General features: G+C 64.8%; 23 protein-coding genes. 6 read left to right on the top strand and 17 right to left on the bottom strand.

What is annotated here, in order from left to right; genetic code table 11:
* Positions 1–67 precede the first annotated feature (67 nt).
* A complete protein-coding gene (locus tag FAY22_RS03775; RefSeq protein ID WP_210411890.1) occupies positions 68–1,498 on the top strand; it encodes an amidase in 1,431 nt (476 codons plus the stop codon).
* 342 nt (positions 1,499–1,840) lie between these two features.
* Here the strand turns inward: FAY22_RS03775 and FAY22_RS03780 are convergent, their stop codons facing one another.
* Together FAY22_RS03780 and FAY22_RS03785 are read right to left on the bottom strand one after the other, a co-directional pair.
* Positions 1,841–2,113: a hypothetical protein gene (locus tag FAY22_RS03780; RefSeq protein ID WP_146328980.1), complete on the bottom strand. Its 273-nt coding sequence runs from the start codon at positions 2,111–2,113 to the stop codon at positions 1,841–1,843.
* Between the two features lie 31 nt (positions 2,114–2,144).
* Positions 2,145–2,447: a hypothetical protein gene (locus FAY22_RS03785; RefSeq protein WP_146328981.1), complete on the bottom strand. Its 303-nt coding sequence runs from the start codon at positions 2,445–2,447 to the stop codon at positions 2,145–2,147.
* Between the two features lie 379 nt (positions 2,448–2,826).
* Here FAY22_RS03785 and FAY22_RS03790 point away from each other — a divergent pair, with 379 nt between their 5' ends.
* From FAY22_RS03790 to FAY22_RS03805, 4 genes are all read left to right on the top strand, one after another.
* Complete coding sequence (locus FAY22_RS03790; RefSeq protein ID WP_146328982.1) at positions 2,827–3,210, top strand: DUF427 domain-containing protein; 384 nt, start codon at positions 2,827–2,829, stop codon at positions 3,208–3,210.
* A gap of 39 nt (positions 3,211–3,249) precedes the next feature.
* Positions 3,250–3,465 (top strand): hypothetical protein, encoded by a 216-nt coding sequence (locus FAY22_RS03795; protein ID WP_146328983.1) that lies wholly within the window; start codon positions 3,250–3,252, stop codon positions 3,463–3,465.
* A 123-nt stretch (positions 3,466–3,588) separates the two neighbouring features.
* Positions 3,589–4,908, top strand: coding sequence for a guanine deaminase (gene guaD / locus FAY22_RS03800; protein ID WP_246860648.1), 1,320 nt, complete (start codon positions 3,589–3,591; stop codon positions 4,906–4,908).
* Positions 4,909–4,946: 38 nt separating this feature from the next.
* Entirely contained in the window at positions 4,947–6,017 is a 1,071-nt protein-coding gene (locus FAY22_RS03805; RefSeq protein WP_146328984.1) for a porin, read from the top strand.
* A 31-nt stretch (positions 6,018–6,048) separates the two neighbouring features.
* On the opposite strand, the gene FAY22_RS03810 is transcribed toward FAY22_RS03805, so the two are convergent.
* The 6 genes from FAY22_RS03810 to FAY22_RS03835 are packed head-to-tail and all read right to left on the bottom strand — an operon-like array spanning position 6,049 to position 12,013.
* Positions 6,049–7,266 (bottom strand): BatD family protein, encoded by a 1,218-nt coding sequence (locus FAY22_RS03810; protein ID WP_146328985.1) that lies wholly within the window; start codon positions 7,264–7,266, stop codon positions 6,049–6,051.
* Positions 7,260–8,720 carry a tetratricopeptide repeat protein gene (locus tag FAY22_RS03815; protein WP_146328986.1) on the bottom strand — a complete coding sequence of 487 codons (1,461 nt, stop codon included), beginning with the start codon at positions 8,718–8,720 and terminating at the stop codon, positions 7,260–7,262. Before FAY22_RS03815 ends, FAY22_RS03810 begins: the two co-directional genes overlap by 7 nt.
* Entirely contained in the window at positions 8,717–9,634 is a 918-nt protein-coding gene (locus FAY22_RS03820) for a VWA domain-containing protein (RefSeq protein ID WP_146328987.1), read from the bottom strand. The genes FAY22_RS03815 and FAY22_RS03820 overlap by 4 nt, the downstream gene beginning before the upstream one ends.
* Positions 9,631–10,101 (bottom strand): DUF4381 domain-containing protein, encoded by a 471-nt coding sequence (locus FAY22_RS21920; RefSeq protein WP_168204758.1) that lies wholly within the window; start codon positions 10,099–10,101, stop codon positions 9,631–9,633. Before FAY22_RS21920 ends, FAY22_RS03820 begins: the two co-directional genes overlap by 4 nt.
* The gene (locus tag FAY22_RS03830) at positions 10,098–11,045 is read right to left on the bottom strand and encodes a DUF58 domain-containing protein (protein ID WP_146328988.1); all 948 of its coding nucleotides are present in this window, start codon (positions 11,043–11,045) and stop codon (positions 10,098–10,100) included. Before FAY22_RS03830 ends, FAY22_RS21920 begins: the two co-directional genes overlap by 4 nt.
* Positions 11,042–12,013, bottom strand: a complete 972-nt coding sequence (locus FAY22_RS03835; RefSeq protein ID WP_146328989.1) for a MoxR family ATPase — start codon at positions 12,011–12,013, stop codon at positions 11,042–11,044. Before FAY22_RS03835 ends, FAY22_RS03830 begins: the two co-directional genes overlap by 4 nt.
* A gap of 328 nt (positions 12,014–12,341) precedes the next feature.
* On the opposite strand from FAY22_RS03835, the gene FAY22_RS03840 reads away from it, so the two are divergent.
* Entirely contained in the window at positions 12,342–14,993 is a 2,652-nt protein-coding gene (locus FAY22_RS03840) for a sulfatase (RefSeq protein ID WP_146328990.1), read from the top strand.
* 52 nt (positions 14,994–15,045) lie between these two features.
* Here FAY22_RS03840 and ccsA read toward each other — a convergent pair whose 3' ends face one another.
* The 9 genes from ccsA to FAY22_RS03885 form a co-directional block, all read right to left on the bottom strand.
* The gene (gene ccsA, locus FAY22_RS03845; RefSeq protein ID WP_210411891.1) at positions 15,046–15,867 is read right to left on the bottom strand and encodes a cytochrome c biogenesis protein CcsA; all 822 of its coding nucleotides are present in this window, start codon (positions 15,865–15,867) and stop codon (positions 15,046–15,048) included.
* 61 nt (positions 15,868–15,928) lie between these two features.
* Positions 15,929–16,888, bottom strand: coding sequence for an SUMF1/EgtB/PvdO family nonheme iron enzyme (locus tag FAY22_RS03850; protein WP_168204759.1), 960 nt, complete (start codon positions 16,886–16,888; stop codon positions 15,929–15,931).
* Positions 16,889–16,941: 53 nt separating this feature from the next.
* The gene (locus FAY22_RS03855; RefSeq protein ID WP_168204760.1) at positions 16,942–17,772 is read right to left on the bottom strand and encodes a formylglycine-generating enzyme family protein; all 831 of its coding nucleotides are present in this window, start codon (positions 17,770–17,772) and stop codon (positions 16,942–16,944) included.
* Positions 17,773–17,814: 42 nt separating this feature from the next.
* Positions 17,815–18,663 (bottom strand): hypothetical protein, encoded by an 849-nt coding sequence (locus FAY22_RS03860; RefSeq protein WP_146328993.1) that lies wholly within the window; start codon positions 18,661–18,663, stop codon positions 17,815–17,817.
* Positions 18,660–19,682: an SUMF1/EgtB/PvdO family nonheme iron enzyme gene (locus FAY22_RS03865; RefSeq protein ID WP_146328994.1), complete on the bottom strand. Its 1,023-nt coding sequence runs from the start codon at positions 19,680–19,682 to the stop codon at positions 18,660–18,662. The genes FAY22_RS03860 and FAY22_RS03865 overlap by 4 nt, the downstream gene beginning before the upstream one ends.
* Positions 19,679–20,518 carry a formylglycine-generating enzyme family protein gene (locus FAY22_RS03870; RefSeq protein WP_168204761.1) on the bottom strand — a complete coding sequence of 280 codons (840 nt, stop codon included), beginning with the start codon at positions 20,516–20,518 and terminating at the stop codon, positions 19,679–19,681. The genes FAY22_RS03865 and FAY22_RS03870 overlap by 4 nt, the downstream gene beginning before the upstream one ends.
* Positions 20,518–21,486, bottom strand: a complete 969-nt coding sequence (locus FAY22_RS03875) for a cytochrome c biogenesis protein ResB (RefSeq protein WP_168204762.1) — start codon at positions 21,484–21,486, stop codon at positions 20,518–20,520. Before FAY22_RS03875 ends, FAY22_RS03870 begins: the two co-directional genes overlap by 1 nt.
* Before the next feature lie 40 nt (positions 21,487–21,526).
* Positions 21,527–24,286, bottom strand: a complete 2,760-nt coding sequence (locus FAY22_RS03880; protein ID WP_146328997.1) for a cytochrome c3 family protein — start codon at positions 24,284–24,286, stop codon at positions 21,527–21,529.
* A gap of 10 nt (positions 24,287–24,296) precedes the next feature.
* Positions 24,297–25,880, bottom strand: a complete 1,584-nt coding sequence (locus FAY22_RS03885; RefSeq protein ID WP_210411892.1) for a B12-binding domain-containing radical SAM protein — start codon at positions 25,878–25,880, stop codon at positions 24,297–24,299.
* Positions 25,881–25,895: the final 15 nt, after the last annotated feature.

A 25,895-nucleotide genomic window follows, 5' to 3' on the forward strand; every position in this document is an offset into this window, starting at 1 on the left:
AGCACGTTCACCTGAAGTAATGTTATGTTGGCAATACAAACACAACAAACTTGCAGGAGACGACCACATGCATCGTGCCATTCTCGACATGGACGCAACCGCGCTGGCGGCGAAGATCAAGGCCGGCGACATTTCCTCGGCCGACGCGGTCGAGGCCTACATCGATCATCTGCGCCATGTCAACCGCGCGTTGAACTGCCTGGTGGAAGACCGCTTCGACGCCGCGCGCGAGGAGGCCCGGAAAGCCGACGCGCTGCGCGCCGAGGGCCGGGCGGAGGGGCGCCTGTTCGGGGTGCCGGTATCGATGAAGGAAGCATTCGACGTGGCGGGGATGAAAACCACCGGCGGGCTGCTGCACCGGAAAAACCATCGCGCCGCCAGCGACGCGCAGGCGGTCGCGAGGCTGAAGCGGGAAGGCGCCATCATCCTCGGCAAGAGCAATACGCCGACGCTGTGCTTTTGCCAGGAAACAGACAACAAGCTGTACGGGCGCAGCAATAATCCATGGGACACCGCGCGCACCACGGGTGGGTCGAGCGGCGGCGAGGCGGCCCTGATCGCCATCGGCGGCGCGGCCGTCGGGCTGGGCTCGGACATCGGCGGATCGATCCGCTTTCCGGCGCATTTCAACGGCGTCATCGGCTTTCGCAGCGGCGACCGGCAAGTGCCGCAGCAGGGGCATTTCCCGTTTACCGAGGAGCCGTGGCAGGAACGCATGCTCGGCATCGGTGCCCTCGCGAAGTCGGTCGACGACGCCGAGCTGGTCAATGCGATCGTCGCCGACTGCCCGCCGCAGCCGCTCGATGCGCAAGCCTTCGAGGTGGTCGTGCCGCCGGCCCATCCGCGCTACCCGCTGGATGCCTCGACGAGCGAGCTGCTCGATGGCGTGCGCGATTTCCTCGCCGGGCAGGGCCAAGTCGCGCAGGATTTTCCGCCGTATTTCGAGAAGGTGGCGTTATGGTGGCAGCTTGTCATGTCGTTGGACGGCGGCGCCGGCATCGCCCGCCTCGCGTTCGACGGGCAGATGCCGCGCCCGTGGCGCGAGTACCTGAAGGAAGTGACGCGGCATAGCTCCTCATATCACCGCTACCTGAGCTGGGCGCTGATCGGCGCGTCGCTGTTCCAGCCGTCGCGCCGCAAGTGGGCCGGCTTGCTGGATCAGCTCAAACAGGCCGACGCCGCGATGGCGCGCTACCTGGACAACCGGGTGCTTGTGTTGCCGGTGTATCACAGCGCCGCCTTGCCGCATGGCGGCGTGTACGGCGAAATATTTTCAGTGCGCCGCACGTTCCTGCGCGTCATGCCTTATGTCGCGCTGGTCAACGTGTTCGGCTTGCCGGCGCTGGTAGTGCCGGTCGGGACGGACGAGCATGGCATGCCGGTGTCGGTGCAACTGGTGGCCTCGGTCGGCAACGAACAGGCGCTGTTCCATCTCGGCCGCCAGCTGGAGAGGCGCTTCCGCGGCTACGTACGCTGCGGTGCGCATGACAGATCCTGATTTGGAGGCTGCACGCGATCGACTGTTGCCGCCGGCATACGCGGACATGAAACAGATTGTAAAAGCCCCTCATTTCAATGTTTAGCCATGGAAATTAGGTGCTATCGTTTAGCGGCCGTCTCCTCTTTTTTACTTGATCATGTTTCGTGACCTGACTGACATTATGTTTCGCGCCACTGCAGCCGCCGTGGCGGTATCGGCTATCGCCGTGCTCCTGGCAAGCTCGTTCGGCTTTTGAGCGCTGCCGTGGCATAACAGAAACAACCCCGGGCATCGCTGCCGCGGGGCGCCGAAAATTGAAAAGACCTGCCGCGGCAGGTCTTTTTTTGCCGCACCGCTTGTTCAGAGCAGCGCGCTCGCATTGGCAAACTGCGTCGGGCTGATGTCGAGTCGGGGCGCGACGAAGCCGGCGCCGATCACGCCCACGTTGTTGAGCGCGTTGACATCGATGTTTTGCAGCTGCGTGATGTTCTGGGTCACGCCGACATTGACGTTGGCGACCGGGCCCAGGCCTGCCAGCCAGGAATTGCCCGCGTAGCCGCCGCGCACGGATGCCATCGTCTTGCGGTCGAGTTCCTTGCTGCCGGACAGGTCGTGAATCTTGAGGGTGGACATGGTGTTCTCCTTGAATGTGGTGACTGGTCGATCAGTGGCCGAAGTTGATGTTGTTGCTGCCGGTTTGAGTCGGGTGCACGTTGGCGGTGATGTTGTCCGCGAACGCGACGTTGTTGCCGTTGTTGACGAGCGTGTTCTGGCTCTGGCCGAGCGACTGCGATGCGTTGAAGTCGAAGTCGTTTTGGGTGATGCTGAACATCGGGGCGGAAAACGATGGCATGTAGGGCGAGGCGGCGGAATATTTGCCGGTGCCCAATCCGCCGCGCACGGCGGCCATGCTGCTGCGGTCGAGTTCTTCGCTGCGGGCCAGGTCTTTGATGGTCAGGGTTTTCATGTCAATGCTCCTTGGATGAGATGGATTTTCGGGTTGGTGAGTGTTTCATCGAACACGACAGCCATACAGCAGGGAGCGTGCCAGCCGCCCGCGAGAGTGATATTTGGTGCTGTAAGCATCTGAAAAATAAAGAGAATTTTTTGTTTTTCGCCTCAGTGCGGCGCAAGAATGATGCTGGCGGCGGCGCTGCAATGCCGGATGCAAGCCAACAGTTTGCCGAATGCTGTTGGCCGGCTTGCGACAGTCGGGCATCGGAATCGGACTTGTCGGATTTCATCACCCGCAGCCCGGGCGGTCGCGATAAACGAATGCCGTCCATCCCGGTCCAAACAGCACGGCATGCCCGTTTTCGGTCTTCGCGCTGCCGGAGGAGATCCGCATGAGCAAATCGCCAGGACACCAGCAATGGCCCGAGCACAAGGTCCGCGAGTCGCATCTGGGGCAACGTGTGACGGTGGAAATCAACGGCAGCATCGTCGCGGACTCGTGCGACGTTATCCGGGTCGACGAGGACGACCATCCGGCCCGCTTCTACTTCCCGCGCTCGGATGTGAAGGCCGATGCACTGCAACGTTCGGCATCCGTCACGCAATGCCCGTTCAAGGGTGCCGCGCATTACTACGATGTGCAGCTGGGCGACGACCGGTTCGGGGATGCGGTCTGGACCTATGAAGCTCCGTACGACGAACACCGCGAGTTGAAGGACAGGCTCGCCTTTTACGACGACAGGATTCCGGAAATCCGGCTCAGGCTCGACGCCTGAGCCGGTGCCGGCCGGGTCCATGTTTTTGCGAGGTTCAGGATGAAAACGCGCACATCGGCGGTATTGGCGGTGGCAGCCATGCTCCTGGCAGGTTGCGCCGCGCAGGAGGCAGGACAGTCGAGCGGGGATAGCGGCACGTCCGGCTCGGTCGCGAGCGGCGGCGACGGCATGCTCAACCGCGACGTGAGCGATGCGGTCTCGCGCGGGTCGACGCAAGGTTTTTCTCCCCATTCCCCGCTATCGCCAAGCCAGTGAAGTCAGCCATTCCGGCGGCTCGTCGTCCTTCCCGCGCCGCCACTGCATGACTCCCGCGCAATCCGCTATCATCGCCGGTTCCGGCGCTCCGCCAGGGAGCGCGGCAATCCACAGGAGGCATGCGTGAGCCAGCGCATCGAACAAGGAACCGGCACCTTCGCCATTCGCGGCGGCCTGCTCGACTTCAGCGGCGACCCGGCAGTCTCGGAAAACGCGCACCGCTGGGAAGAGGATGGCTTGCTGGTCGTCGCCGACGGCAAGGTGCGCGCCGCAGGCGCCCATGCCGCGCTTTCCCCGGCGCTTGAACCCGGTACGCCCATCGTCGACTGCCGCGGGCGCATCGTCACGCCGGGCTTCATCGATACCCACATCCATTACCCGCAGACCGACATGATTGCCTCGCCGGCCGAGGGCTTGTTGCCGTGGCTGGATACCTGGACTTTTCCGGCCGAGCGGCGCTTTGCCGATCCCGCTCATGCGCATGACGCCGCGCGCTTCTTTCTCGACGAGCTGCTGCGCTGCGGCACCACGACCGCGATGGTGTACTGCAGCGTGCACCCGGAGTCGGCCGAGGCCTTCTTCCTCGAAAGCGAGGCGCGCGGCACGCGCATGGTCGCCGGCAAGGTGCTGATGGACCGGCACTGTCCGGATTTCCTGCGCGAGAGCGCGGAGCAGGGCGCGCGCGAGAGCGAGGCGCTGATCCGCAAATGGCACAAGCGCGGCCGGCAGATGGTTGCCATCACGCCGCGCTTTGCCGCGACCTCGACGCCGGCGCAGCTGCAGCTGGCCGGCGATCTGGCGTGCGCCTATCCCGACACCTTCGTGCAGACCCACGTGGCCGAGAACACCGACGAGATCGCCTGGATCAGGTCGCTCTATCCGGAAGCACGCAGTTATCTCGACGTCTACGAGCGCTACGGCCTGCTGCGCCCGCGCGCCATGTATGCGCACTGCATCTGGCTGGACGACGCCGACCGCGCCCGCCTGGCCGCCACCGGCGCGGCTGCCGCGCTGTGCCCGACGTCCAACCTGTTCCTCGGCAGCGGCCTGTTCGACGTGCGCAGCGCCGACCGTGCCGGCATGGCGCTCACGCTGGCGACCGACGTCGGCGGCGGCACATCGTTCTCGATGCTCGAGACGATGAACGAGATGTACAAGGTGGCGCGCATGACGGGGGCGCACCTGTCCGCGCTGCGCCTGTTCTACCTCGCGACGCTGGGCGGCGCGCGCGGCATGCGACTGGAGGGAACCATCGGCAGCTTCGCGCCGGGCGCGGAAGCGGATTTCATCGTGCTCGATCCGCGTGCCACGCCGCTGCTGGCGCGCCGCACGCAACATGCGCAAAGCCTGGAGGAATTGCTGTTTGCGCTGGCGATCCTTGGCGATGACCGTGTCGTAGAAACCACGTACGTAGCGGGAAAAATATTGCATGAACGTAAGTAATCGGGCCACAATGCCACCCGTTTACTTAGGGAGAACTCATGCAATCCAAAAATACCAAATTCAAGCAACTGGCCCTGGCCGCCGCCGTAACTGGCGCGCTGGCCGCGCCGGCGATGGCGCAAACCTCGGTGACGGTCAGCGGCCTGGTAGACGCGTTCGCGGGATCGGTGCGCTATGCCGGCGATGCGTCGAGCAAGGCGGTCCTCAACAGCGGCGGCATGACCACCTCGTGGTTCGGCTTCAAGGGCACGGAAGACCTCGGCGGCGGGCTGAAGGCCAACTTCCAGCTGACCAGCTTCTTCCAGGCCGATTCCGGCACGCAGGGACGCTTCCCCGGCGATACGCTGTTCTCGCGCGACGCCAACGTCGGCCTGGCCGGCAGCTTCGGTGAAGTCTCGCTGGGACGCGGACTGGCACCCAACTTCCTGCCGATGATCCTGTTCAACCCGTTCGGCGATTCGTTCAACTTCTCGCCGCTGGTGCTGCAGCACCAGGTGCCGCTGTTTAACGCAGATTTTTCGAAGCGTTTTGCCGCTTCCGTCGCCGGCGACACCGGCTGGAGCAACCAGATCAAGTACACCACGCCGTCCTTCGGTGGCCTGACGGCCAACCTGCATTACCAGTTCGGCGAGGCTGCGGGCAACAACGGCAAGAACAACGTCGGCGCCAACGTCCTGTATTTCAACGGCCCGCTGTCGCTGACCGCGTTCTATCACAAGGTCAAGGTCAACAATCCGCTGGATACGCCTGACCTGCAAACCACTAACGGCTACGGTGAGCAGAAGGCTTGGTTTGTCGGCGGCGGCTACGATTTCGGCGTGGCCAAGCTGTACGCGACCTACGACAAGACCACGCATGACATCGCACTCGAGGACAAGACCGCGTCCCTGGGCCTGTCGGTGCCGGTCGGCGCGGGCAAGATCCTGGCTGGCTACGCGCAGACCAAGCGCAGCGCCGGCGGCGCCGACGTCAAGCGCCAGACCACCACCGTGGGCTACGACTACGCGCTGTCCAAGCGCACCGACGTGTACGCGATGCTGATGAACGACAGGCTCACCGGCTTCGACGCCGGCAACAGCTTCGGCCTGGGCATCCGCCACGGCTTCTGATGGATCGCCGGGCCAGTCTGGCCCGGCTTTCTTACTTTTCGATGCGCCGTTGGCGCCCGATGGCGCGCCGCACCCGGCGCGCCGCTTCCACCTGTAGGCGCACGTCGCAGCAAGCTGCGGCGCCGTACAGCGCGCGGTCCATCTCGATGAGGTCTCGTCGTGCAGCAGGATCGCCCAGCCGGGCTGCCAGCGCCGGCAGCGTACGCGGCGCTTGCGGCCATGCCTCCGACGCCAGTATCAGCAGTTCGTCACGCATCTCCCGCAGGTCGCCTTTGCGGCACAGCCGGCGCCAGCGCCATGCCGATGCGAGCCGTCTGCGGCATCCGTAAATAACGAGCATAACGAGCAGGGTGGCGGCGATCGCTGCCGCCGATATCGCGCCCGTCCTTCCCGGCGCGGGCGGTTTGTGTCGCGATGCCGTAGGCGTCTCGGCGTCGCCGCTCACGTGCAGGGTGCGCGCCGCAAGTATGGTGGCGGCGGGACTTGCGGTGCCGGTATTCCACCAGCGCAGTTGCAGCGCCGGAACCACGATGTCGCCGGCGCGCAGCGGCACCATGCTGAAGGTTTGCTCGCGCACGCCGACATGCAGCTCTCCTTCGAACCTGTTCTCCAGCCGCGCCGGGCCGGCATGAACCGTCATGCCGTCGGCGGCAATGCGCAATTCGGGAATCTGCTCGGCCCGCACACCGGACGCTTCGATGCGAATGGTGCGTCGTTGAGCATGCCCAGCGCGCGCCTCGTCCGGCGCTTGCGCCCAGGTCTCGCTTATCGCCACCGATCTCGCCGGCAGCCAGGCACCGGCCGCATCGGCCGCAGGCAGCACAATCAGCGTTTGCGGCGCCGCGTCGATACGTATCGTTCGTCGCCCGTCGCCCTTGTCGCCTGCGTGAGTCAGCCGCACGCTGGCATAAGCGCCGCCCAGTTCAAGCGCGCCGCTGGTGAAAGGGAAGACCGCATAGCTGCGTTCATGCACGCGATAGCGCCGCCCGCCGCGCTGTGCTTCATAGACGCGGATGTCGCCGATCGGTTCGAAATCGGCCAGTCGCGGCGCCGGCGCCCTGATTTTCAGTTCACGCGCGTCGACCGCCTGGTAAAAGCGCAGCCGGTAGATCGCCTGCGCCTGAACATAGGTGCGCGCCGGCTCCAGCTGCCCCTCGAGCATCAGATCGCGCTCCTGCTCCGCGCTCGCGTGCGGCGTTCGCAGCACGGCTGCCATCAGCAGCGCGAGCGCCATGCGTATGCTTACCATGCGCGCTCCGCTTCGCCGGCACGCCGACGCCGGTGTTCGCTCAGCAGCTTGCGGCGCAACAGGCTGCCCGGGTCGTCAGGCACGCCGCGCAGCCATTGTTCGGCGAGTGCGCCAGCTTCGCGCTCTCCATTGCCTGAAGCCGGAGGGGGAGGCGCGGTGCGGTCGCCGCTCCGGCCGCTGCCTTGTGCGCCACCGGAATGCCGGTTGAGCAGGTCGCGCACCAGATCGCGATTGTGCACGGTGTCCGGGTCGCGCGGGCGCAGCGCCAGCGACGCCTCATAAGAGTCGAGCGCTTGCGCCAGCAGCCCCTGCCTGGCCAGCGCGTTGCCTCGGTTGTATAACGCATCGGGATCGCGCGCGCCTTCCAGCAGGCGCGCCGCTTCGTCATAGCGGCCGGCGCGATAGTAAGCGGCGGCGCGCCAGCGCGGATCGGAGAAGCGTGCCGCCGCTGCCTCGAATTCGCCGCGCCGGAACAGCTGCCACGCATGGTAATCGGCTATCGGAGCCGGACCGTTCGCTCGCGCAGGCTGCGGCATGCCGGCGCCCAGCAGCGCCGCCCCGGCCACCAGCGCAAGCACGCCGCGTCGGAATGCCAATGCCGCTAGCGGCAACAGCGCAAGCACCAGCCAGTAGCCGGCATCGGCCGTGCCGCGATTCGCCCGGTCCCGATCTTCCATCCAGCCGCGCTCGCCCGCCAGCCTGGCAACCAGCGCATCGATGTCCCGGTTGTCGCCGTGCAGCCGCAGCGCCATGCCGTTCGTCCCGGGCGCCTCAGACGGCGCGGCCAGAAGTAGCGACAGCCGCACGCCCGCAGGCGCGGCGGCGTCGATTTTGGATTGGTTTGCGGCGTCGCTTGCTGCGCTGATCCAAACGATATCGAGCGCGCCTCCGGCACGATGTGAATTACGCTCCAGCACCATCGCGGCCATGCGCATCGCTTCGTCCGGCCTGTTGCCGGGAACCGGCACGATCCCTGTTTCGAGCTCGGGTACAAACAGCGCGATGGTTTCGACGTCGCTGGTGGGCGGCACGACCAGGTACGGTTCGCCGGCATAGACCAGCAGCGCGGTCTGGCCATCGGGCAGCGCGTGCAGCAGGTGCAGGATCTTCGGCTTCACCTGTTCCAGGTACGGCGCCATGTCGGCGGACAGATCGACCACCAGCACGCGCAGCGCCGCGCTGCGGTAGGCCGCTTGCGGTTGGCTGGACAACCCGGGGCCGGCCAGCGCCAGCACCGCGAGCAGCGCACCGGCCGTCACGGCGATCAGGCCGAAGCGGCGTGTGCGCGGCGCGCCGCGCACCAGCAGATGCGGCAGCAGATGCGCGTCGATCACCTTGCGCCATGCCGTCTCGCCGGCGGCGGATGCACGCCGCAGCCGCCATATCAGAAAAGCGATCGGCAGCAATGTGAGCAGCCACCAGGGCCGCAGCAGCACGGGCAGGGCGGCGCTCATGCGCCGGCTCCACGCGCGCGGCGCAACGCCAGCCAGGCGGCGAGCGCCAGGGCAAGAGACAGCGGCCACGGATACAGTTCGCGCACCGGCGTAAGCGCGAGCGGGTCCAGCTTCACCGCTTCGATCCGGTCGATCTCGCGGAAAAAGCTGGCGATGGCGGCGCCGTCGGTGGCGCGCAGATAGATGCCGCCGGTCTGGTCGGCGATGCCGCGCAGCGTTGCCTCGTCCAGGCCGGCGGGAGGGCCGATGCCGACCACGTGCACGCGCACGTTTTCGCGCTGCGCCAGCCACGCCGCCCGCAACGGCGCCAGCGTGCCGGCGGTGTTGGCGCCGTCGGTCAGAAGCGCCAGCACGCGGTCCTCGCCGCGCGCGGCCCGCAGGCGCTTGGTCGCGAGGGCGATCGCGTCGCCCAGCGCCGTTTCCCGGCCTGCGAGTCCGGTTTCCGCGCCATCCAGCGCGGAGCGCACCGCCTGCAGGTCGAACGTCAGCGGCGTATGCAGGTAGGCTTGCGTGCCGAACACCACCAGCCCGATGCGGTCGCCTTCGCGGCGCCGGATGAAATCGCCGGCAAAGCGGCGCGCCGCCTGCAGGCGCCCGGCGGCTTGACCGTCGAGCAGCAGGTCGCGCGTGGCCATGCTGGCCGATACGTCCAGCGCGAGCATCAGTTCGCGCCCGTGCACCGCTTGCATCACCGGCTCGCCCGGCGCTTGCGGGCGAGCAGCGGCGAGCAGCAGCAACAGCCAGGCGAGGGCCGAGATCCACAACGGCGAAGAGCCGCGCGCCGTTCCTGCTGGCGGCACCTCCGGCAGGCGCGGAAGACGCAACGCCAAGCCGGCATCCAGCGGAGGCAGCAGGCGGCGCAGCAGCCACGGCAGCGGCAGCGCCAGGAAAATCCAGGGCCAGGCCAGGCTCATCGCGGATTCGCTTTCAGCCAGTGGCGTGCCGCCGCAATCAGGGCCGCTGCCTGCGCCGCGTCCATTTCGCTGCCCGCCCGGTACGGGAATGCTTCGAGGGCGGCGCCGGCGCCATGGCAAAACGCGCCGTTGCCGCCATGCGCATCGAGAAAGCGCAGCCAATCCTTGCCGGTCAGTCCGGCAACGTCCGACTGCGGATAGCGCGCCATCGCATGGCGCCGCAGCAGGCGCGACAAGCCACCTGCAAGACGTGCGGCGTCGCGCTCGCGTGCATGCGCTGCCACCAGCTCGTCAAGCGCGCGCAGCGCGGCGCGCAATGCCCTCCTGCGCCACAGCCGCCGCGCGTACCAGAGCGCGAGAAAGAACGCCAGCATTCCGGCGGCCGGCAGCCAGTCAGGCAGCAGCCACGGGGCGGGAGGCGCGGGCAGGTGAATGTCGCGCAGCGCGTCGAGCGAATTTGCGTTCATGGCTGGCAGTCGGTCGAGCGCGGTCCGGGCAGGGCGGGAAATGCCTGCCGCAGCATGGCTTCCAGCGGATCGTTGGTGGCAAGCGGCAGCAGCGTGGCGCGGCAGCGCCTTGCCAGTGCCTGCAGATGACTGCAGCGCCGCGCGAAGGCGGCGCCATGCGCGGCTCGCGCCTCGGCGGTACGCAGGTCCAGCGTTGCGCTGCGCTTGCCGTCGGTGAGGCGATAGCGCCCGGCCGGCGCCTCCGCTTCGAACGTGTCGTACACCTGCACGAGCGCCAGTTCGGCGCGCCGGGCGAGCAGGGAGATTTCGTGCGCGGCAGCGTCGTCGAGTGCCGTGAAGTCGCTGACCAGCACAGCCAGGCTGCCGGGCTGCAGCATGCGCGCAAGCGAGCGCAACGGCGCCGTCATGTGCGACTCGCCGTCCGCCGGCGCCTCGGCCGAGGCTTGTGCGATGCAACGCAGCAGTTCGAGCGTGCCATGCCGGTCCGCATGCGCGTGCATTTCCCGCCGTGCATCGCCGTTCCACACCACGCCGCCGACGCGGTCGCCGCCTGCGTGCGCCATCCATGCCAGCAGGGCCGCGGCGCGCGCGGCGATCACCGACTTGAAGGCGACGCGCGTGCCGAAGCGCATGCTCGGGCCGAGATCGACCAGGATGCGCAGCGCTCGTCCGCGCTCTTCCTGGAACAACTTGGTATATGGCCGGCCGCGGCGCGCGGTCTGGCGCCAGTCGATGCTGCGCACGTCGTCGCCCGCCTGGTAGGGACGTACTTCGGCGAATTCCATGCCGCGGCCGAGGCGGCTAGACGCATGCGCGCCTGGCGCCGGCGACAGGCGCGCGGGACAGGCACCACCGGCGACGCGTTCGCGCAGCGCGATCAGTTCGTGCAGCGATGCGGCCGTGCCGGCCGGGGCGTATTCCGGATACACGGCGTCCGGCGTCATGGCACCGGAACCTGACGCAGCAGTTTTTCAATGAACGTGTCGGCACTCATGCCCAGCGCCAGCGCTTCGTAGTCCAGCAGCACGCGATGCCGCAGCACATCCGGCGCGAGCGCCTGGATATCCGCCGGCGACACGTAGTCGCGCCCGGCCAGCCATGCCCGCGCGCGTGCACAGCGTTCGAGCGAGATGCTGCCGCGCGGGCTGGCTCCGAAACGCACCAGTCCGGCCAGCGCGGCATCGGCCTGCTCCGGCTGTCGCGTGGCGCCGACCAGCCGCACGATATAGTCTTCCAGCTCGGGCGCGAGATGCAGGTCGAGCACGGCGTTGCGCGCCGCCAGGATCTGTTCGCGCGTGGCAACCGGCTCGGGCGGCACATTGCGTGCGGTGCGTGCCTCGGCGCGCGCCAGTGCCAGGATGTCGCGTTCGACGCCGGCATCGGGATAGCCGATGCGCACATGCATCAGGAAGCGGTCGAGTTGCGCCTCCGGCAGCGCGTAGGTGCCTTCATGTTCGATCGGGTTCTGGGTCGCCATCACCAGGAACAGCGGCGGCAACGGGTGGCTCGCCTGGCCGATCGTGATCTGGCGCTCCGCCATTGCCTCCAGCAGCGCCGATTGCACCTTGGCCGGCGCGCGGTTGATCTCGTCGGCCAGCACGAATTCATGGAACAGCGGCCCGCGCTCGAAATGGAAGCTGCCATCCTGCGGCCGGAATACCTCGGTGCCGGTCAGGTCGGCCGGCAGCAGGTCGGGCGTGAACTGCAATCGGTGGAAGCTGCCTTCGATCAGCGTCGCCAGCGCCTTGATCGCGCGCGTCTTGGCCAGGCCGGGCGCGCCTTCCAGCAGCAGGTGGCCGTCGGCCAGTAGCGCGATCAGCAGGCGCTCGTTGAGCGACTGCTGGCCCAGCACCTGCGCATCGAGGCGGGATGCCAGGCGGGTGAAGACGTCGTGCAAGGGAGTGTGGCTCATGGCTGCTTACACCACCCTCGTGCAAACGGGACGGCACAGATCAGAGAATGCCGGACCTGGGCGGTCCAGAGCGAAATACATTCCAGTCTCAGCAAATCCATCGGGATTTTTCCTTGGTCGATTTTGTACAGGGGAGCGGAGTTGCAAGAACGCGGCGGTGAAGTCAGAACAGGCGCCGGCGATGCTGAAATGTTTCTTGTCATTATGCCTTGGGCATGATTTCAGAACCTTGCCGTGAATCAACGTTTAACTACGTCAATCAGGTGTACATTCCAGCGTTGTCACGCCTAGGGTTGAAAATCAAGTTGGTGGAAGAGGATATTTCGTTGTGAGCAATGACAAAGTCAAGGCGAGCATGGCGCCGTTTCTGGCTTGGGGGGCATATCGTGCCGCCTTGCTGCATCTTTTTCTGAGCCTGGGCTTGCAAGCGCAAAACCTCTGGTGGACGCAGAACGTGGCTGCCGCGCCCGGCACGATGTCGCAGCAAGCGGGAGGTTTGCTGCTATTCCAGTGGAGCAGCGTGCTGGTAGCCTTGCTTGTCGCGGCCATGGTCGCGGCACTGCTGCGCCTGGGCGCCGCGCGTTCGAGTTTGGCGGTTTCGGCGGCGGCCGGCCTCTTGTTAATCGCCGATGCCTGGGCTTTTCGTGTACTTGGCGACCACCTGAGCGTCGCGTTTCTCCCTTTTGCCGAAACGCCAGCCTTCCTGACCAGCTCGCTGCTGGCCGAAATCGACTTCCTGATTCCGCTCGATCTGCTGTTACTGGCGTTGGGTATTGCCTGGCAGGCGCGCGGGCGAACAAGCCTTTCCGGCGGAGGCGGGTACGTGGGAAAGCGGCCTCTCGTCCTGGCCGGCGCGGTTGTCGCCTACCTGGCGCTGGACGCCGTCGCCTTCCGTTTTGTCGCGCCTCCCGAATTGTCCTGGCATCCGATCGCCAGTCTCATGCGCAATTTGATGACGACGCGCACGCCCCAGCCAGTCGCCTATGACGCCGCCTATGACCTGGAGACGGCGGTCAGGCCGGTCTTCGAGCAGCAGCCGATCGATGCCGCGGAATCGGCGCGGCTGGCCTCCGCGGCCGCCTCGGTGGAGCGCACGCTGCGGCCGAATATCGTGCTGGTGGTGTTCGAGTCAACCGGTGCGCGCCAGTTATTGCACGACGGAGAAGTCGACCCGGCGGTGACGCCCAACCTTGCCCGCCTGGCGCGACACGGCGTGCTCTTCGATCAGGTGTATGCAAACATTCCGGGCACGGCGCATGCCAATCTTGCGATGAGCACCGGCGGCCGGTATCCGACCGCGCAGAGCATCACCGACTTGATGCGCTATCCCTATACGGGCGATATCCTGGCACGCCGCCTCAAGCAGAAGGGTTACCGTACGGGCCTTTTTGCCAGTTCCGACCTCGGCTATCTCGAAACACGGCGTTTCTTCGCGCAGGCCGGTTACGACGTCCTCTCCGACTTTGGGCAGCTTTCTCCGGACCGGCAGAACGAGTTGCGGCTCAACAGTTGGGGCGGACGCGACGACGCGACGGCTGAATCCGCAGCCGCATGGCTTGATCAAGCGGGCAGCGCCGACCAGCCATTTTTCCTGCATTTCATGACCAATGCGCCACATCACCCGTTCCAGATACCGCCGGGCTTTCCGAAGCTTCTCGCTGGTGACGATATGCATAGCCGTTACCTGAATGCGCTGCATTATGCAGACGCGGCCCTGGGAACTTTGGTGCGCAAGATCGAAGCTTCCGGAAAAGCAGATCGGACCGTATTCGTGATCACCGGCGACCATGGGGAGGCGTTCAACCGGGTGGCCTGGAGAAACCAGGGCCACCGGCAGGGCCTGTACGAAGAAGGCATCAGGACCTTTCTGCTTGTCTCGTCGCCGGCTATTCCTGGCGCATTACGCTCGCGCAGGATCGGCAATCATGGCGACCTGCTGCCTACGGTTGCCGCGCTGACCGGGGACCAGCCGCCGATGGTGCCGGGCCAGAACCTGCTGGGCGATCGTTTCCAGCAGCGTACGGCGTTTTTTCAATTCGGCCATGCATCGGGATCGTGGGGCTTGCGTGACGGTCGATGGAAATACATCAGCCCGCGTGCCGGTGCGTCGCCCGAACTCTACGATCTGGATGCCGATCCGGATGAGCGCGTCAACCTGGCCGATAAAGAAAAAGAGAGAGCGCGGCGCTATGATCAACTGTGTTCGATCTGGTATTTCGGCCGCAATGCCGAATTCAGGGAGTTCTTGTCCGGCTACCCCATCGCCGCGACAGCAGTGGGACCGCGCGAGGCCCGCCTCGGGCTGGAGGCGCTGACGGCGGGCGTGCTGGTCCCGGACGGCAGCCGGTCATTTTTTGCGGCCGCGCGGACCGCCAATCCCGCTGACCGCATCGCGCTCGAAACGAGCTGGCGGCCGGCCCAGGTGGAGCGTCGTATCGTCTATCACTGGCAATCGCCGGCGGGGAAACAGATCGACAGCACGCAAGTGCTGCGCCCTCAAGTCACGCAGCAGCGCGTCTTTCTTCCGGGGGAGGCACCATGGCCGGCCGGCAGCTGGCAGCTGACTGTCGATGTGGATGGGCAGAGGGTGGGCGCGACCCAGCTCGAGGTGACTCCGGATGTCCGGGCACGCGCACCAGCCGGTTATCGCTGGCCCGAACTGGTCAGTTTGCATATTGGTCGCGACTCCGCGGGACACGCCATGCCGGTGCGCGAGATTCCTGCGGGAGAACCCGTCAGATTCGAGTCCGAATGGAACATGAGCGACCAGGATCGGGTGCTGTCCTATGTCCTCGTCGCTCCTTCAGGGGGAAGCACTACTGAGACATTCACGCTGGCGGCGCATCAGTTCTGGCACAACGTTACGCTGACCCCGCCACGCGATGTCGAGCTGGGCGAATGGTCGCTGGTCGTTGTGTACAGGGACAGGGAAATCGCGCGCAGAAAATTTCGTATCGGCGCGCCTTCCTCCTCGTTGTGAGCCGGCTATCGAGGCGCCGCACAGGCGCTTCGGACAGCGGGCTCTTGGCTGCCTACACCATCCCCTTGTGCAGAGCCGTCGTTACGAACGGGATGCCGAAAAAGGTGAAGAAGGCGATCAGCCAGGTCGTCAGCACCAGCATCGCGTTGGTCGTCGGCCGCGTGCGGAACGTGGCGCGCACATGCAAGGTCAGCCCGACCGCCAGCCAGGTGACCAGAGACCATATCTCCAGCTTGTCCCACGACCAGTAGTGGCCCCAGGCATTCTGCGCCCAGATCGAACCGGCGACGATGCCGAGCGTGTCGAAGATCAGCGCCAGCGCCATGCAGCGGTACGCGGTCTTGTCGAGCGCCGCGTCGGGCTGCAGGTGCGCCAGGCGCTTGTGCCCGATGCCGGCTGCGCGCAGCAGCACGATGCCGCTCATGCCCAGCGCCACGAAGGCGCACCCCATGAACAGCTTGATGAAGCCGATATGGACAAACAGCCAGACCGTGTCATAGGTGGGCGGCAGCGACGATTCCTTGACGGGGATTAGCAGCATCCACGCCATGAGCATGATCACCACCGGCATCAGCACGGCGGCGAACACCCTGACTTTAGGCAGTCGCCAGTAAGCGATCAGCAGCGCCAGCATCAGGCCCCACACGTTAGCCGAAAGCATTTCGAAGCCGTTCCCGACCGGCAGGTGGCCGATGCGCATCCAGCGCGCGCCGATGGCGACGGTATGCGAGGCTACGGCTAGCGCGATCAGGGCCAGCATGCTGCGCTCGGGACGTTTGCGGAGTACCGCCGCGAAGATCGCGACGACGGTGATCACCGAATAGATGACAATGGCGATCCAGAGCGCGATCGTTTCAAGTTTCAGCAGGTCCAAGCGAATGTATCCTTAACGAAGTTGATAGTGAGAGGGGAGTTGCGGCACGATCATGGCGCGCTCATGGGGCGATCACGGTCGCCGTGCCTTTGGCCAGATGCGCGCGCACCGTTGCCACGTCCAGCGCGAATCGGGTGCCGTTGCAGCGGAAAGGGTCGTCCGGAATGGCGTAGTTGCGGTATCCGATACGAAGCTGTCGGTGCTTGGATTGCCAGCGTCCTCCCTTCAGGATCTTCCACGGCCCCTTATACTCGCCGGCAAAGTTTTCGGTCAGTACCGTTCCCTGGGAAGCAGGCGACGGATTGCGCATGCCATCCTTGAGCCGCGCATCGTTCTCGACGCTATACCAGTCGGCGACAAACTCGCGCACATTGCCCGCCATGTTGTAGACGCCGTACGGCGAGCGCCCCTTCGGGAAGCTGTCGACCGGCCAGGTGAAGCATGGGCTGCGGGTGTTGAATCCGGCATAGGTTTCGTCCGGATAGGCGTCGCCCCATGGATAGATGCGCTGATCGGGACCACGGGCGGCTTTCTCCCACTCGATTTCGTTGGGCAGCCGGAAGCCCATCCAGCGCGCCCAGCGGTCCGCCAGTTCCCAGTGCATATGCGTGGCGGGCAAATCTTCATCCGGCCTGAGCCGGATATGTTTGCCGCTCTTGTCCAGTCCGATGGAGCAGCTGATGGTGCTGCCGGCATATTTTTCCATTTTGCCGGCATCCGAATTGAGATACTTCACCAGGTCCCGCGAGCGCGCTTCGAACTTGGCGATGTAGTAGCTGTCCAGCCAGATCTTCACGTTGCCGCCGCCGATATCGTCCAGCGGCTGGAACGGGCCCTCCTTGGGAATGCCCGCGGTCTTGTAAAACCAGCCTTCCGGAATGAGGATGAACTCCACGCCGTTGATCATGACTTCCTTCGGCGCAGCCTCGGCAGCGGCATGGGCCGTGCCAGCGCTTGTTGTCAGCACGATTGCCAGCATGGCCGCCGCCAGGCCGATTGCACCTTTGCGCCATCCGTTCATATGTTTTTTCATTGCCGCCACCACAGTTCGTTTTTCAACAGCCAGGACCATCGTCATGGGCGCGCCTTGGCGGCTCCGGCCGTCCTGACAGATCTGACGACGCGCAGACCCACCGTTTCCAGCCGGTCGCCGGCAATACCAAACATGCGCGCTCCGCAGCGCACATGCCACACTTCGCTTTTGTAGCTCCCGCCCCGGAGGACGTATCGTGAACCGTCGCGCTTTATCATCGGATTCATTTTCGCGTGCTGGCTGTAGGCATTTTCATCGTAATCGTCCTGCACCAGTTCCAGGGCATTGCCAAGCATGTCGTGCAGCCCCCAGGCATTGGCGCGCATCGTGCCCACCTCAAGCGCTTCCAGGTCATAGGCATTACTCGATAGCTCCTGATACCAGGCGACGGTTCTTAGTTTGTTTGTCGCGTCCACGTCCGGCGAGTATTCCGCCTGATCGTCTGGCGCCTGTCCGGCGCGGCAGGCATACTCCCATTCCGCTTCCGTCGGCAGCCGATACGTGCCGTCACGGTCGCCGGCCTGCGCATTGAGGCGCTGCAAAAACAGTTTTGCGTCTTCCGGCGCAATCTTGAGCACCGGTCGTTGCGGATGCTCGGCCTCGCGCGCGCCGGGATGCATCACGCGTTGCCACTGTGCGCGCGTGACTTCAAATTTTCCGATCCAGAATCCGTCCACGCATGCCTCGTGCCTTGGCACTTCATCGGGCATGGGGACCGACATGCCCTCTCCGGGAATGCTCGACCCCGCCTGGACGGCACCCATCTGGAAGCAGCCCTTGGCGATTTTCACAAACTCGATGCCGCTGGTCGGCTCGGTCCAGGTCGCGGGGGCTTGCGCCCAGGACGGCGAGCCCGCAAGCAGCATCAGCATGCCCGGCAGTGTCAGACGACTCATATGCATTGAGAGCTCCCTTCAGGGTTTGAACAACTTGAACTTGTCCTGATGCTTGATTTCATACTTCCTGCTGCCATCCGGCTGTTCCGTTCCCGGAATCGGCATCTTGATGCCCACCCCGCGACCGTCGCGCTTGAGCTCTTCGGCCGTAAAGCCGGGCGGAATGCCCTTGGTCGGCCCCCATGCGCCGCGCCCCAGCTTCGACTCCCATTCCCAGATCGCCGAACGCGCCTGCGCGATTTTCAGGCGCTCGGGATCGGGCTTCGGCTGCACATGCAGGAAATTGCGCATGCCGCCGATTGCCGCCTCCAGGTCCCCCAGCGCCTCCGACGCGGTGGCGAATCCGAAGTAGGCGTCCGCCAGATACGGATCCTTGTCGACTGCCGCTGCGTAGAAATCGCGCGCGGTGCTGTAATCGCCTTTGCCCTCCAGCGCGCGCGCCATCGTCATGTACGAGCGTGGATCGTGCTGGACCTGCTCGCGCGCCGCGTGCAGGAATGCGATCGCTTCGTCATAGCGCTTGGCGCGGATTTTCTCCCTGGTTTCCTTTAGGATTTTTTTTGTTTCTTCCGCCTTCGGATCGGTCGCCTTGCTGCTGGAGACAGGGAGCTCCTCGGTCTCGGGGTCTTCTTCCGCTGCGGCGCGCCGGGCTTCCGCGGGCGTTGCAGGCAGGGCGGATAGTCCGGGCTTGGCAGGCGATGCGGCGCTCGGCGGCGCGGCCGATGTGGCGGTGACTCCGCGTCCCGGCATCAGGCTCACCAGATATCCCAGTACCACGGTTCCCGCGGTTACAGCCAGCAGCGCGGCCAATCGGTAATCACGCTTCGTCGCGCGCGGTTTTGCCGGAGCGTACGTTTTTGGTGTCATTTGCTCTCCACGATGCGTGCGGTACCTCGCTCCAGATGCGCGCGCACCGTTGCGACGTCGGCCGCGAAGCGCACGCCTTCCCATTCCCCCGGCTTGTACGGCCGAACCAGCCGGCGCTTCTGGATGCGGATCCAGACGGCGTCGGTGCGCCATAACCCGCCCTTACTCATCTTCATCGGCCCCTCTTCGGGAAGCGGCGAACCTTCCGCCGCCAGGGGCGGATTGTGCATGCCATCCTTGATACCGTCATCGAAGCCCCGGTTGAACCAGTCAGCCACGTATTCGCCGACATTGCCGGCCATGTTGTAGAGGCCATACGGCGAGCGCCCTTTGGCATAGGCGCCAACCGGCGCCGGAGCGCATGGCGCGCCCCAGCTGTACAAGGCATAGGTATCGTCGGGATAGACATTGCCCCACGGCCATACCCGGCGATCTGCGTCGCCGCGCGCCGCCTTTTCCCATTCCGCCTCTGTCGGCAGGCGAAAGCCCATCCATGCGGCGAATTCCTTTGCCAGGGCCCACGACATATCGGTTGCCGGCATGTCGCGTGCGGTGTCGGTTTCCAGCCAGGTGCCGTCCGGCTGCCGGCGCACCATGCATTCCGGCTGTTCGATCCGCCGTTCCACGACCTTTTCGCCTTCTGCAGTCATGGTGATTTCCTTTTCCACGCTGCTTTTTTCCTTTTCCTCCGCCTGCCGGGACAGCGTTTCGGGTGAAGCCGCGCCCGCATTCAAGAAGCGCACGAAGTCGCGCGCGCGCGCCTCGTACTTGGCGATATAGAAGCTGTCCAGCCAGACATGCGCATCGCGATGCAGGCGGGCGCCTGCCTCCACGCGGTCATCGTCGGCGACGCTCACCGTGTACCAGAACCAACCTGCGGGAATCAGCACCATCTCGACGCCGTTGACGATGACTTCGCGCGGCAGCGCCCCGTCGGCGTTGTTTGTTGTCGCACTACTGGCGCCGGGTGCCCACGCGCAGCACAGCGCCGCAAGAAAGAGTCGGAGCAGAGCGTTCATGGCTGGCGCACCAGTCGAAGGCCGATCTGGCCGAGCGCATCGCTGGCAGGATAGAAGGCCCGCTTTGCGCAGCGCACCTGGATGAAGTCGCTGCGGTGGCTGGCGCCGCGAATGACGCGCTGGCCGTCCCGCGCCTCTTTCACCACCGGGTTGTACAGCGCATGCCTGGAATAGGCGTCGTGCCGGTAGCCGTCTTCCACCCATTCCCATACGTTGCCGAGCATATCGTGCAGCCCCCAGGCATTGGGCTTGAGCGCGCCGACCGCGTTCGGCTTCAATACCCGATGACCGGAAACGCTGTACCACGCGACATCGACATGGTCGTTATCGAACGGCATCGCTTCCTTCTTTTGCCCGGCGCGGCATGCATATTCCCACTCGCCTTCGGTCGGTAGCCGGAACCGGTACTTGCCTTCCGACATCTGTGTCAGGCGCCGCGCGAATTCTTGCGCGGCGTCGTAACTGATGCCGCCGGCCGGTTCCGGGCCGTTCCCGCCGGGCGGGTTCTCGCCCATGACCTTGACCCAGTCGTTGGCCCGTACCTCGAATTGGCCGATCAGGAAAGCGTCTATGCACACTTCATGCCGCGGCTGCTCGTCCGCCCCCGGGCCGTAGCGGAACTGATAGAGCGAGCCATCCATCGCCCCCTTGGCCGATACAGCCGAACCCATCTGGAAGCATCCCTTGGGCAGGGCGACAAACGGCATGCCGGTGTGTGGTTCCTGCCAGATCCGCGGCGCGGCCTTTGCCGCGAGCGCCACGGTAGGCAGCATGGCAAGGGGGATGCAGGCCAGCGCCAGCTGCCTGAAAAAACGATCAATGAGGGAGCGATGCATTACCATATCCGCCGCCAGTAAAACCAGACCAGGCTGCCCACGCCAAGCAGGATGGTGCCCATGATCCAGGGCAGGGTGGGGTCATAGCTGATCACATAGCCCATCCAGGAATCCAGCCGCACATAAGTAAGCGTGCCATCGTCCAGTTCGACGCTCTGGCCCTCCTTCAGCACATGGCGCTGTGGTCCGCTCCGTTGCTCGATGCGCAGCACCAGGTTGTGCGCAAGTTCTTGTGCGCCAAGGTCGGTGCGCGTTCCGCTGCGCCGCTCGTCCGGCTTCTTAATGTCGAGCATGGCCCATGCTTGCGCGCCGGAAGGCAGCCGCCATGCCGCCGACGAGGCAAAAGCGCCGTCCTGCTGCGCGCTCAGCTGCGCGGTGCCGTATTCTTCCTGGCCGGCCTTCGGCTGCCACCGGAACACCGGGGAAAAGCCGCGAAGGCGCGTGGTATAAATTCTGTAGCCGTTGAGAATCAGTGGACGGTCGTCGCCGATCTGCGCCGCATGCAATTGACCGGCATCGTCTTGCCAGTGCACGCGGTTGTAGGTGGCATGATGCTTGCCCATTCCCTGTGCGTAGAAATCTTCGGTGAAACCATCGTTGGCGAATTGCAGATCCTGGGGGCGCCAGCGATGCAAGGGGCCGTGTTCGTCCTTTTGCAACTGGCCATCGAAGGTTGTGCCGCTGGTGAGCGTTATCCTTGCGTCCAGATACACCAGCCGCGCCAGCACGAACAGTGCTACCAGCGCGACCAGCGAGAGATGAAACAGCAGCAGCGGGAGATCGGCGCGGAAGCGCGGCTGCACGAGAATCGCCGCCGCCAGGTTGACGATCAACAGCGCGAATGGCACGGCCATCAGCGCCGTCGCCGGCATCGCCTCGTAGGCCACCGCCAGCGCCGCCGCCGCCGTCAGCAGAAAGAACAGCACTGTCCAGCGCGGTGCCGCCAGCGCGTATAGCCAGCGCGGCATGGCGGATTTTGACCGATCTACCCTCGTCATGCCGCGCCACCTAGCAATTGGCGCTTGTCATGGAGCCGCCGCCGCAACTGGTATCCGTCCAGGAGCCGCTGCGCGCCCAGGACGATATCAAGAGCATGCTGCCGTTGTAGTAGGGCGGGGCGTAAAGCGCAGAGCCCCAGCCGCCGGCCTTGACGCAGTCGCCCGTCTGCCCGCCTTCTTTCCCGACACAGTTCATGTTGACCAGGAATGCCTTGTTTTTCCACCCGTGCGGCACCGCGATATGGCAAACCATGCATCGGATGCTGCTCATGTCGCTGTCAGGAACATGGTTGAAATTGAAGCCGCTGCCGCCGTTGCTGTTTCCGGTCTTTGGCTTGTGGCAGGTGCCGCACAACCGGCGCTGCGTGCCTGATTGACAGCCGGGGGCTGCGGTAGATTGGTTGACATTGTCCAGGGTGACACAACGGTCCCATACACCGCGCAGCAGGAACGGGTTGGACGAGCCGTGCGGCCCCTGCACGGTACCCGCCGTAGGGCCCGAGCCCGCTGTCCATGAAGATTCCTGACCGTGGCAGTCGGAACAATACATGGTCTGAATGCCGATATTGGCGGCGAAAGGGGCCATCAGATTGATGGTGCCGCTCGACGCCATCTTTCTCTCAGCCCGGTCCCGGCCTGTCGGGTAGACCGCCGGGTGCCAGCTGCGGTGGTTATAGCCGTTATCAGGTGCGGTACCTGAAGTGGTCCGGGGTTCGCAATCGCCGCCGCCGCAGGCGCTGCCCTTATTGCTGGTGCCGTTCGCAAACTCGCCCTGGTCGGTGCCGGTGGTCGGCGGATCGGTCGCGGTCACCGAGAGGAATTCGGCGGCGACGTTGGTGTAGCGCGTCATGCCATTGGCAAGCGTTTTCGGCGTGCAACGCCGCGACGTGCAGTTCACCCCGGAATACTCGAGTGCGGGAAAATCGGTCGCCAGCGGGCCATTGGCATAGTTCGAGTGGCACTTGAAGCACAACTGGTACTCGCGCGTCAGGTAAGTGGCGGTCAGGGTTTCTGCCCTGGTGGTCGGCGCCGCAGCGCTGCCCGGATCGCCCTTCTTCACGTCGAAGCCCGTTGGCACGCTCGGCCAGCTGGTGTAGGTAATCGCCGGCATTGTCGGTTCCACGCCCCATGACCCGCGCAACACGCCGGAGGCGACATTACCATTGCCGGTAGACAGATCGCCGGTCTTGCCGCCTGGAGTGTGCGTGCGTAGGGCGCCGTCGTCGCCGGCCGTGTTCGACGAGGTCGTGACAAAGGTCCTTCCTCGCCGCACCCGGTGCGGATTGTGGCAATCGGTGCACTCGACGTGGCGGTTTGCATTGTTGCCCTGGCCGAGGTTGACGGGATCCTCGAGGAAATCGGAAGTGTAGATGTTGTGGACTTCCTTGGTGCCATTTGCCTGGTCCACGGTCTTGATTGGCATGCCGTAAGTCAGGTCGAACAGGGACTTGATGGAAGGGACCGTGCTGCCCGTGGCTGCGACGAGGGCGTTCTTGACGCCTTTGGAGTCCGTGCCTGCATCGCGATGGCACTGGAAACAGGTGTTCTCGACGGCAGAGGTGACCTGGTTGTCGGTCTGGGAAGCATAGCCTGCCTGGTATGCCGCTCCCGCCGCGGTGCCGCTGGAAATCGCGAGCGGATCGCCGTTCACGCCTTCGCGCAGCAGACGGCGCGAACCCTGCACCGAGTGGGTGTCGTGGCAGTTCAGGCAGCCCACCTGCCATACCGCCGGAACCTGCCCCTTAACCGAAAACTGCCGTAGCGCCGCTGCTTCCGTAGTGTACACCTCGTCGGCGGTCACCGAATTGGCGTGCGCCGACGAGGCCCAGGCCGCACCCAGCTTCGGATGGCAGGCCAGGCAGATCTGGTCGTTCTCCGCATCGAAGCCGGTGGTGCTTGGAGCGGCAAGCTGGAAGCGGTTCAGGCGCAGGAATTTATCGGCGGTGATGTGGGGATCGTGACAGGTCGTGCATTGCACCTGGCCGGCGCCGTCCTTGCCGGTACCCTCGAGCGGCAGCAAGGGCTTGATGCCGCTGCTGCGCATGCCGATCACGGAAGAGCTTCCCGCGGCAGGATCGCCGGATGGATAGCGCTGGCTGTCATCGAGCCTGCGCAGTTCCTCTGCAGCGGCCACTCCCCGATTGTCGGCGGTGGTGAGGTCGCTGTTGTAGGTGATCGAGATCGGATGGTCGTTGGACAGGTCGGTGCCGATGACGCGCGTGAATCCGGTCTGTGCGCCGACGCCGGTTGGCATGTTGCCGCTATTTGTGTTGTTGAGGGTAATGGAGGCGCTTTGGCCGCGCAGTACATTGACGTTGCCGAGCGCCACCATGCCGTCATGGCAGGAAAGGCAGAGCAGGGAGCTGCCGGCGGGCTGGGCGTTGAACCCGCCGACGATGTTGCTGGCGTCGAGAGATCCCGATGTGTACCGCGTGTAGGTGCTGCCCGACGAATTGCGGTTCCACAGCGGCTTTCCCAATGCCGTGTTGGCGCTATGCGGCGTGTGGCAGAACGCGCAGATCTCGGTTTCGGTGGTGGCGGTCACGGTCTTGGTGCCGGACTTCGACAGGTTGTGCGCAGTGATGGCGATGTTGGATGTCGGTGGCGTATACGCCGCAGTTGCATAACGCACCACCGTCGCGCTCGTCGCGAGCAGGGCGACAACGGCAAGGCCGCGCGCGGCCGCTCGCAACGCCGGCCAGCGCCGGAGGCTTGCAGGTAATCTCAACTTCGCCACTTCCATCCCCCCCATCTTGTTTTTTCGGGACATATCGCGTCGCTTACGGCAGCGGTGCGATCGGCTCGTTCGACAGCGCGCGCTTGGCCGCCTTTACATTCCTGATCATGTTGCGCACCGATTCCGGCATCTTCTTGCTCTGCTGCGTCATGTCGCGCATCTGGTGCGACAGGTACGAGTGATTCATCAGGATGTCGAACACCGACAGCATGAATTCCTGTTTCCACGGCGTGAGCTTGTCGAGGTTCTCGAACTTGTGCATGAAGAACTTCTTCGATGCCATCGCCAGTTCCTTTTCGACTTCCTCGATGGTCATATTGGTCGGCTTGACCACCGGCTGCACCAGGTTGTACTTGCTGTAATCCTTGGTCGCGACGTAATCCTTCAGCTCGGGGTACAGGTCCGCATACGGCCACGGCGCGATCGCCAGGAAGAAGGCCATGTCCGGGTCGTAGGCCTTGGCCAGTTCGACGGTCCTCGTGATCGACTCCTTGGTGTCGGTCGGCATGCCGAGCACGAACGAGGTTTCCGAAACGATGTCGGCGCCATTGATCAATTCAATCGCCTTCTTCGATTGTGCCGTCTTGGTGCCCTTGCGGAACAGGTTCAACGTCGCCTGGTCACCTGCTTCGACCCCGACATAAATGTGCTCCACGCCCGCGAGGCGATAGCGGTCCATGATGTCTTCGTCGCGCACGATGTCCACCACCCGCGTTTCCATCAAGAGCTTCACGCCCGGCTGGCGCTCGATCATCAGGTCGAGAATGCGCTCCCAGCGCTTGCGGTCCATGGTCGGTGTTTCGTCGGCCAGCATCGCGACCTTCACGCCGTATTTCTCGTGCAGCATGGCCAGCTCGGACACGAATGCTTCCGGGCTGCGCGTGCGCCAGCCGCGTTGCCAGAACAACTTCTGCGAGCAGAACGAGCAGTTCTGCGTGCAGCCGCGCGACGACGACACGATCGCCAGCCGCGCATCGTTCTTCGCGCGGTACTTGTAGATCGGCCATTCGACCAGGTCCCAGGCGGTGGGCAGCGCATCGAGGTCGCAGATCATGGGCGCCGGCGGCGTTGTCACGACGCCGCCGTCGCGCCAGAACGCCAGTCCCGGCACCTTGGCAGGATCGTCTCCCGCGTTCAGGCAGTCGAGCAATTTCACCAGCGTGTGCTCGCCTTCGCCGCGCACGACGAAGTCGATCACATCGTGGTCGGCCCGCAGCATCTCGTCATAGCAGAAGGTCGCATGCACGTTGCCGATCAGGGTCACAATATCCGGATTGACCTTCTTCGCCAGGCGCAATACGCCGGTGGCGGCGAATACCGCGGCGGTGAAGGCGGAAGAGGCTACTGCATCCGGCCGGAAGTCTTCCAGGCGCTTGCGGATCTGGTCTTCGTCGTGCCACAGAGCCATCGCGTCGTAGTAATCGACTTCGTAGCCGGCGGCGCGCAGCGCGCCGGCGACGTATACAAAGCCCAGGTTGAGCCAGGTGCCGGCGGATTCGACCACGCCGGAGTGGTAGGGCGCGGTGACCAGCGCGACCCGCTTTACTTTCCTTGGCAGCTTCTTGCTGACCTCGCCGGCTGATTGCGTCTTGCGCATAAATGTGACCGGCTGTTCGATGATGCTCATGTCGCTCTCTGCTGT

Source organism: Noviherbaspirillum sp. UKPF54, assembly GCF_007874125.1.
In the GTDB taxonomy this organism is placed as follows: domain Bacteria; phylum Pseudomonadota; class Gammaproteobacteria; order Burkholderiales; family Burkholderiaceae_D; genus Noviherbaspirillum.

What these genes read in the sequence shown, in the direction of transcription:
- FAY22_RS03865 (WP_146328994.1), bottom strand. Translation starts at nt 19,682, where the DNA reads ATGAACGCTCTGCTCCGACTCTTTCTTGCGGCGCTGTGCTGCGCGTGG.
- FAY22_RS03790 (WP_146328982.1), top strand. Translation starts at nt 2,827, where the DNA reads ATGAGCAAATCGCCAGGACACCAGCAATGGCCCGAGCACAAGGTCCGC.
- FAY22_RS03835 (WP_146328989.1), bottom strand. Translation starts at nt 12,013, where the DNA reads ATGAGCCACACTCCCTTGCACGACGTCTTCACCCGCCTGGCATCCCGC.
- FAY22_RS03870 (WP_168204761.1), bottom strand. Translation starts at nt 20,518, where the DNA reads ATGCATCGCTCCCTCATTGATCGTTTTTTCAGGCAGCTGGCGCTGGCC.
- FAY22_RS03875 (WP_168204762.1), bottom strand. Translation starts at nt 21,486, where the DNA reads ATGCCGCGCTGGCTATACGCGCTGGCGGCACCGCGCTGGACAGTGCTG.
- FAY22_RS03815 (WP_146328986.1), bottom strand. Translation starts at nt 8,720, where the DNA reads ATGAGCGCCGCCCTGCCCGTGCTGCTGCGGCCCTGGTGGCTGCTCACA.
- FAY22_RS03885 (WP_210411892.1), bottom strand. Translation starts at nt 25,880, where the DNA reads ATGAGCATCATCGAACAGCCGGTCACATTTATGCGCAAGACGCAATCA.
- FAY22_RS03795 (WP_146328983.1), top strand. Translation starts at nt 3,250, where the DNA reads ATGAAAACGCGCACATCGGCGGTATTGGCGGTGGCAGCCATGCTCCTG.
- FAY22_RS03855 (WP_168204760.1), bottom strand. Translation starts at nt 17,772, where the DNA reads ATGCTGATGCTGCTTGCGGGCTCGCCGTCCTGGGCGCAAGCCCCCGCG.
- FAY22_RS03785 (WP_146328981.1), bottom strand. Translation starts at nt 2,447, where the DNA reads ATGAAAACCCTGACCATCAAAGACCTGGCCCGCAGCGAAGAACTCGAC.
- FAY22_RS03810 (WP_146328985.1), bottom strand. Translation starts at nt 7,266, where the DNA reads ATGGTAAGCATACGCATGGCGCTCGCGCTGCTGATGGCAGCCGTGCTG.
- FAY22_RS03860 (WP_146328993.1), bottom strand. Translation starts at nt 18,663, where the DNA reads ATGACACCAAAAACGTACGCTCCGGCAAAACCGCGCGCGACGAAGCGT.
- FAY22_RS03850 (WP_168204759.1), bottom strand. Translation starts at nt 16,888, where the DNA reads ATGAACGGATGGCGCAAAGGTGCAATCGGCCTGGCGGCGGCCATGCTG.
- FAY22_RS21920 (WP_168204758.1), bottom strand. Translation starts at nt 10,101, where the DNA reads ATGAACGCAAATTCGCTCGACGCGCTGCGCGACATTCACCTGCCCGCG.
- FAY22_RS03880 (WP_146328997.1), bottom strand. Translation starts at nt 24,286, where the DNA reads ATGTCCCGAAAAAACAAGATGGGGGGGATGGAAGTGGCGAAGTTGAGA.
- FAY22_RS03820 (WP_146328987.1), bottom strand. Translation starts at nt 9,634, where the DNA reads ATGAGCCTGGCCTGGCCCTGGATTTTCCTGGCGCTGCCGCTGCCGTGG.
- FAY22_RS03780 (WP_146328980.1), bottom strand. Translation starts at nt 2,113, where the DNA reads ATGTCCACCCTCAAGATTCACGACCTGTCCGGCAGCAAGGAACTCGAC.
- FAY22_RS03805 (WP_146328984.1), top strand. Translation starts at nt 4,947, where the DNA reads ATGCAATCCAAAAATACCAAATTCAAGCAACTGGCCCTGGCCGCCGCC.
- FAY22_RS03775 (WP_210411890.1), top strand. Translation starts at nt 68, where the DNA reads ATGCATCGTGCCATTCTCGACATGGACGCAACCGCGCTGGCGGCGAAG.
- FAY22_RS03830 (WP_146328988.1), bottom strand. Translation starts at nt 11,045, where the DNA reads ATGACGCCGGACGCCGTGTATCCGGAATACGCCCCGGCCGGCACGGCC.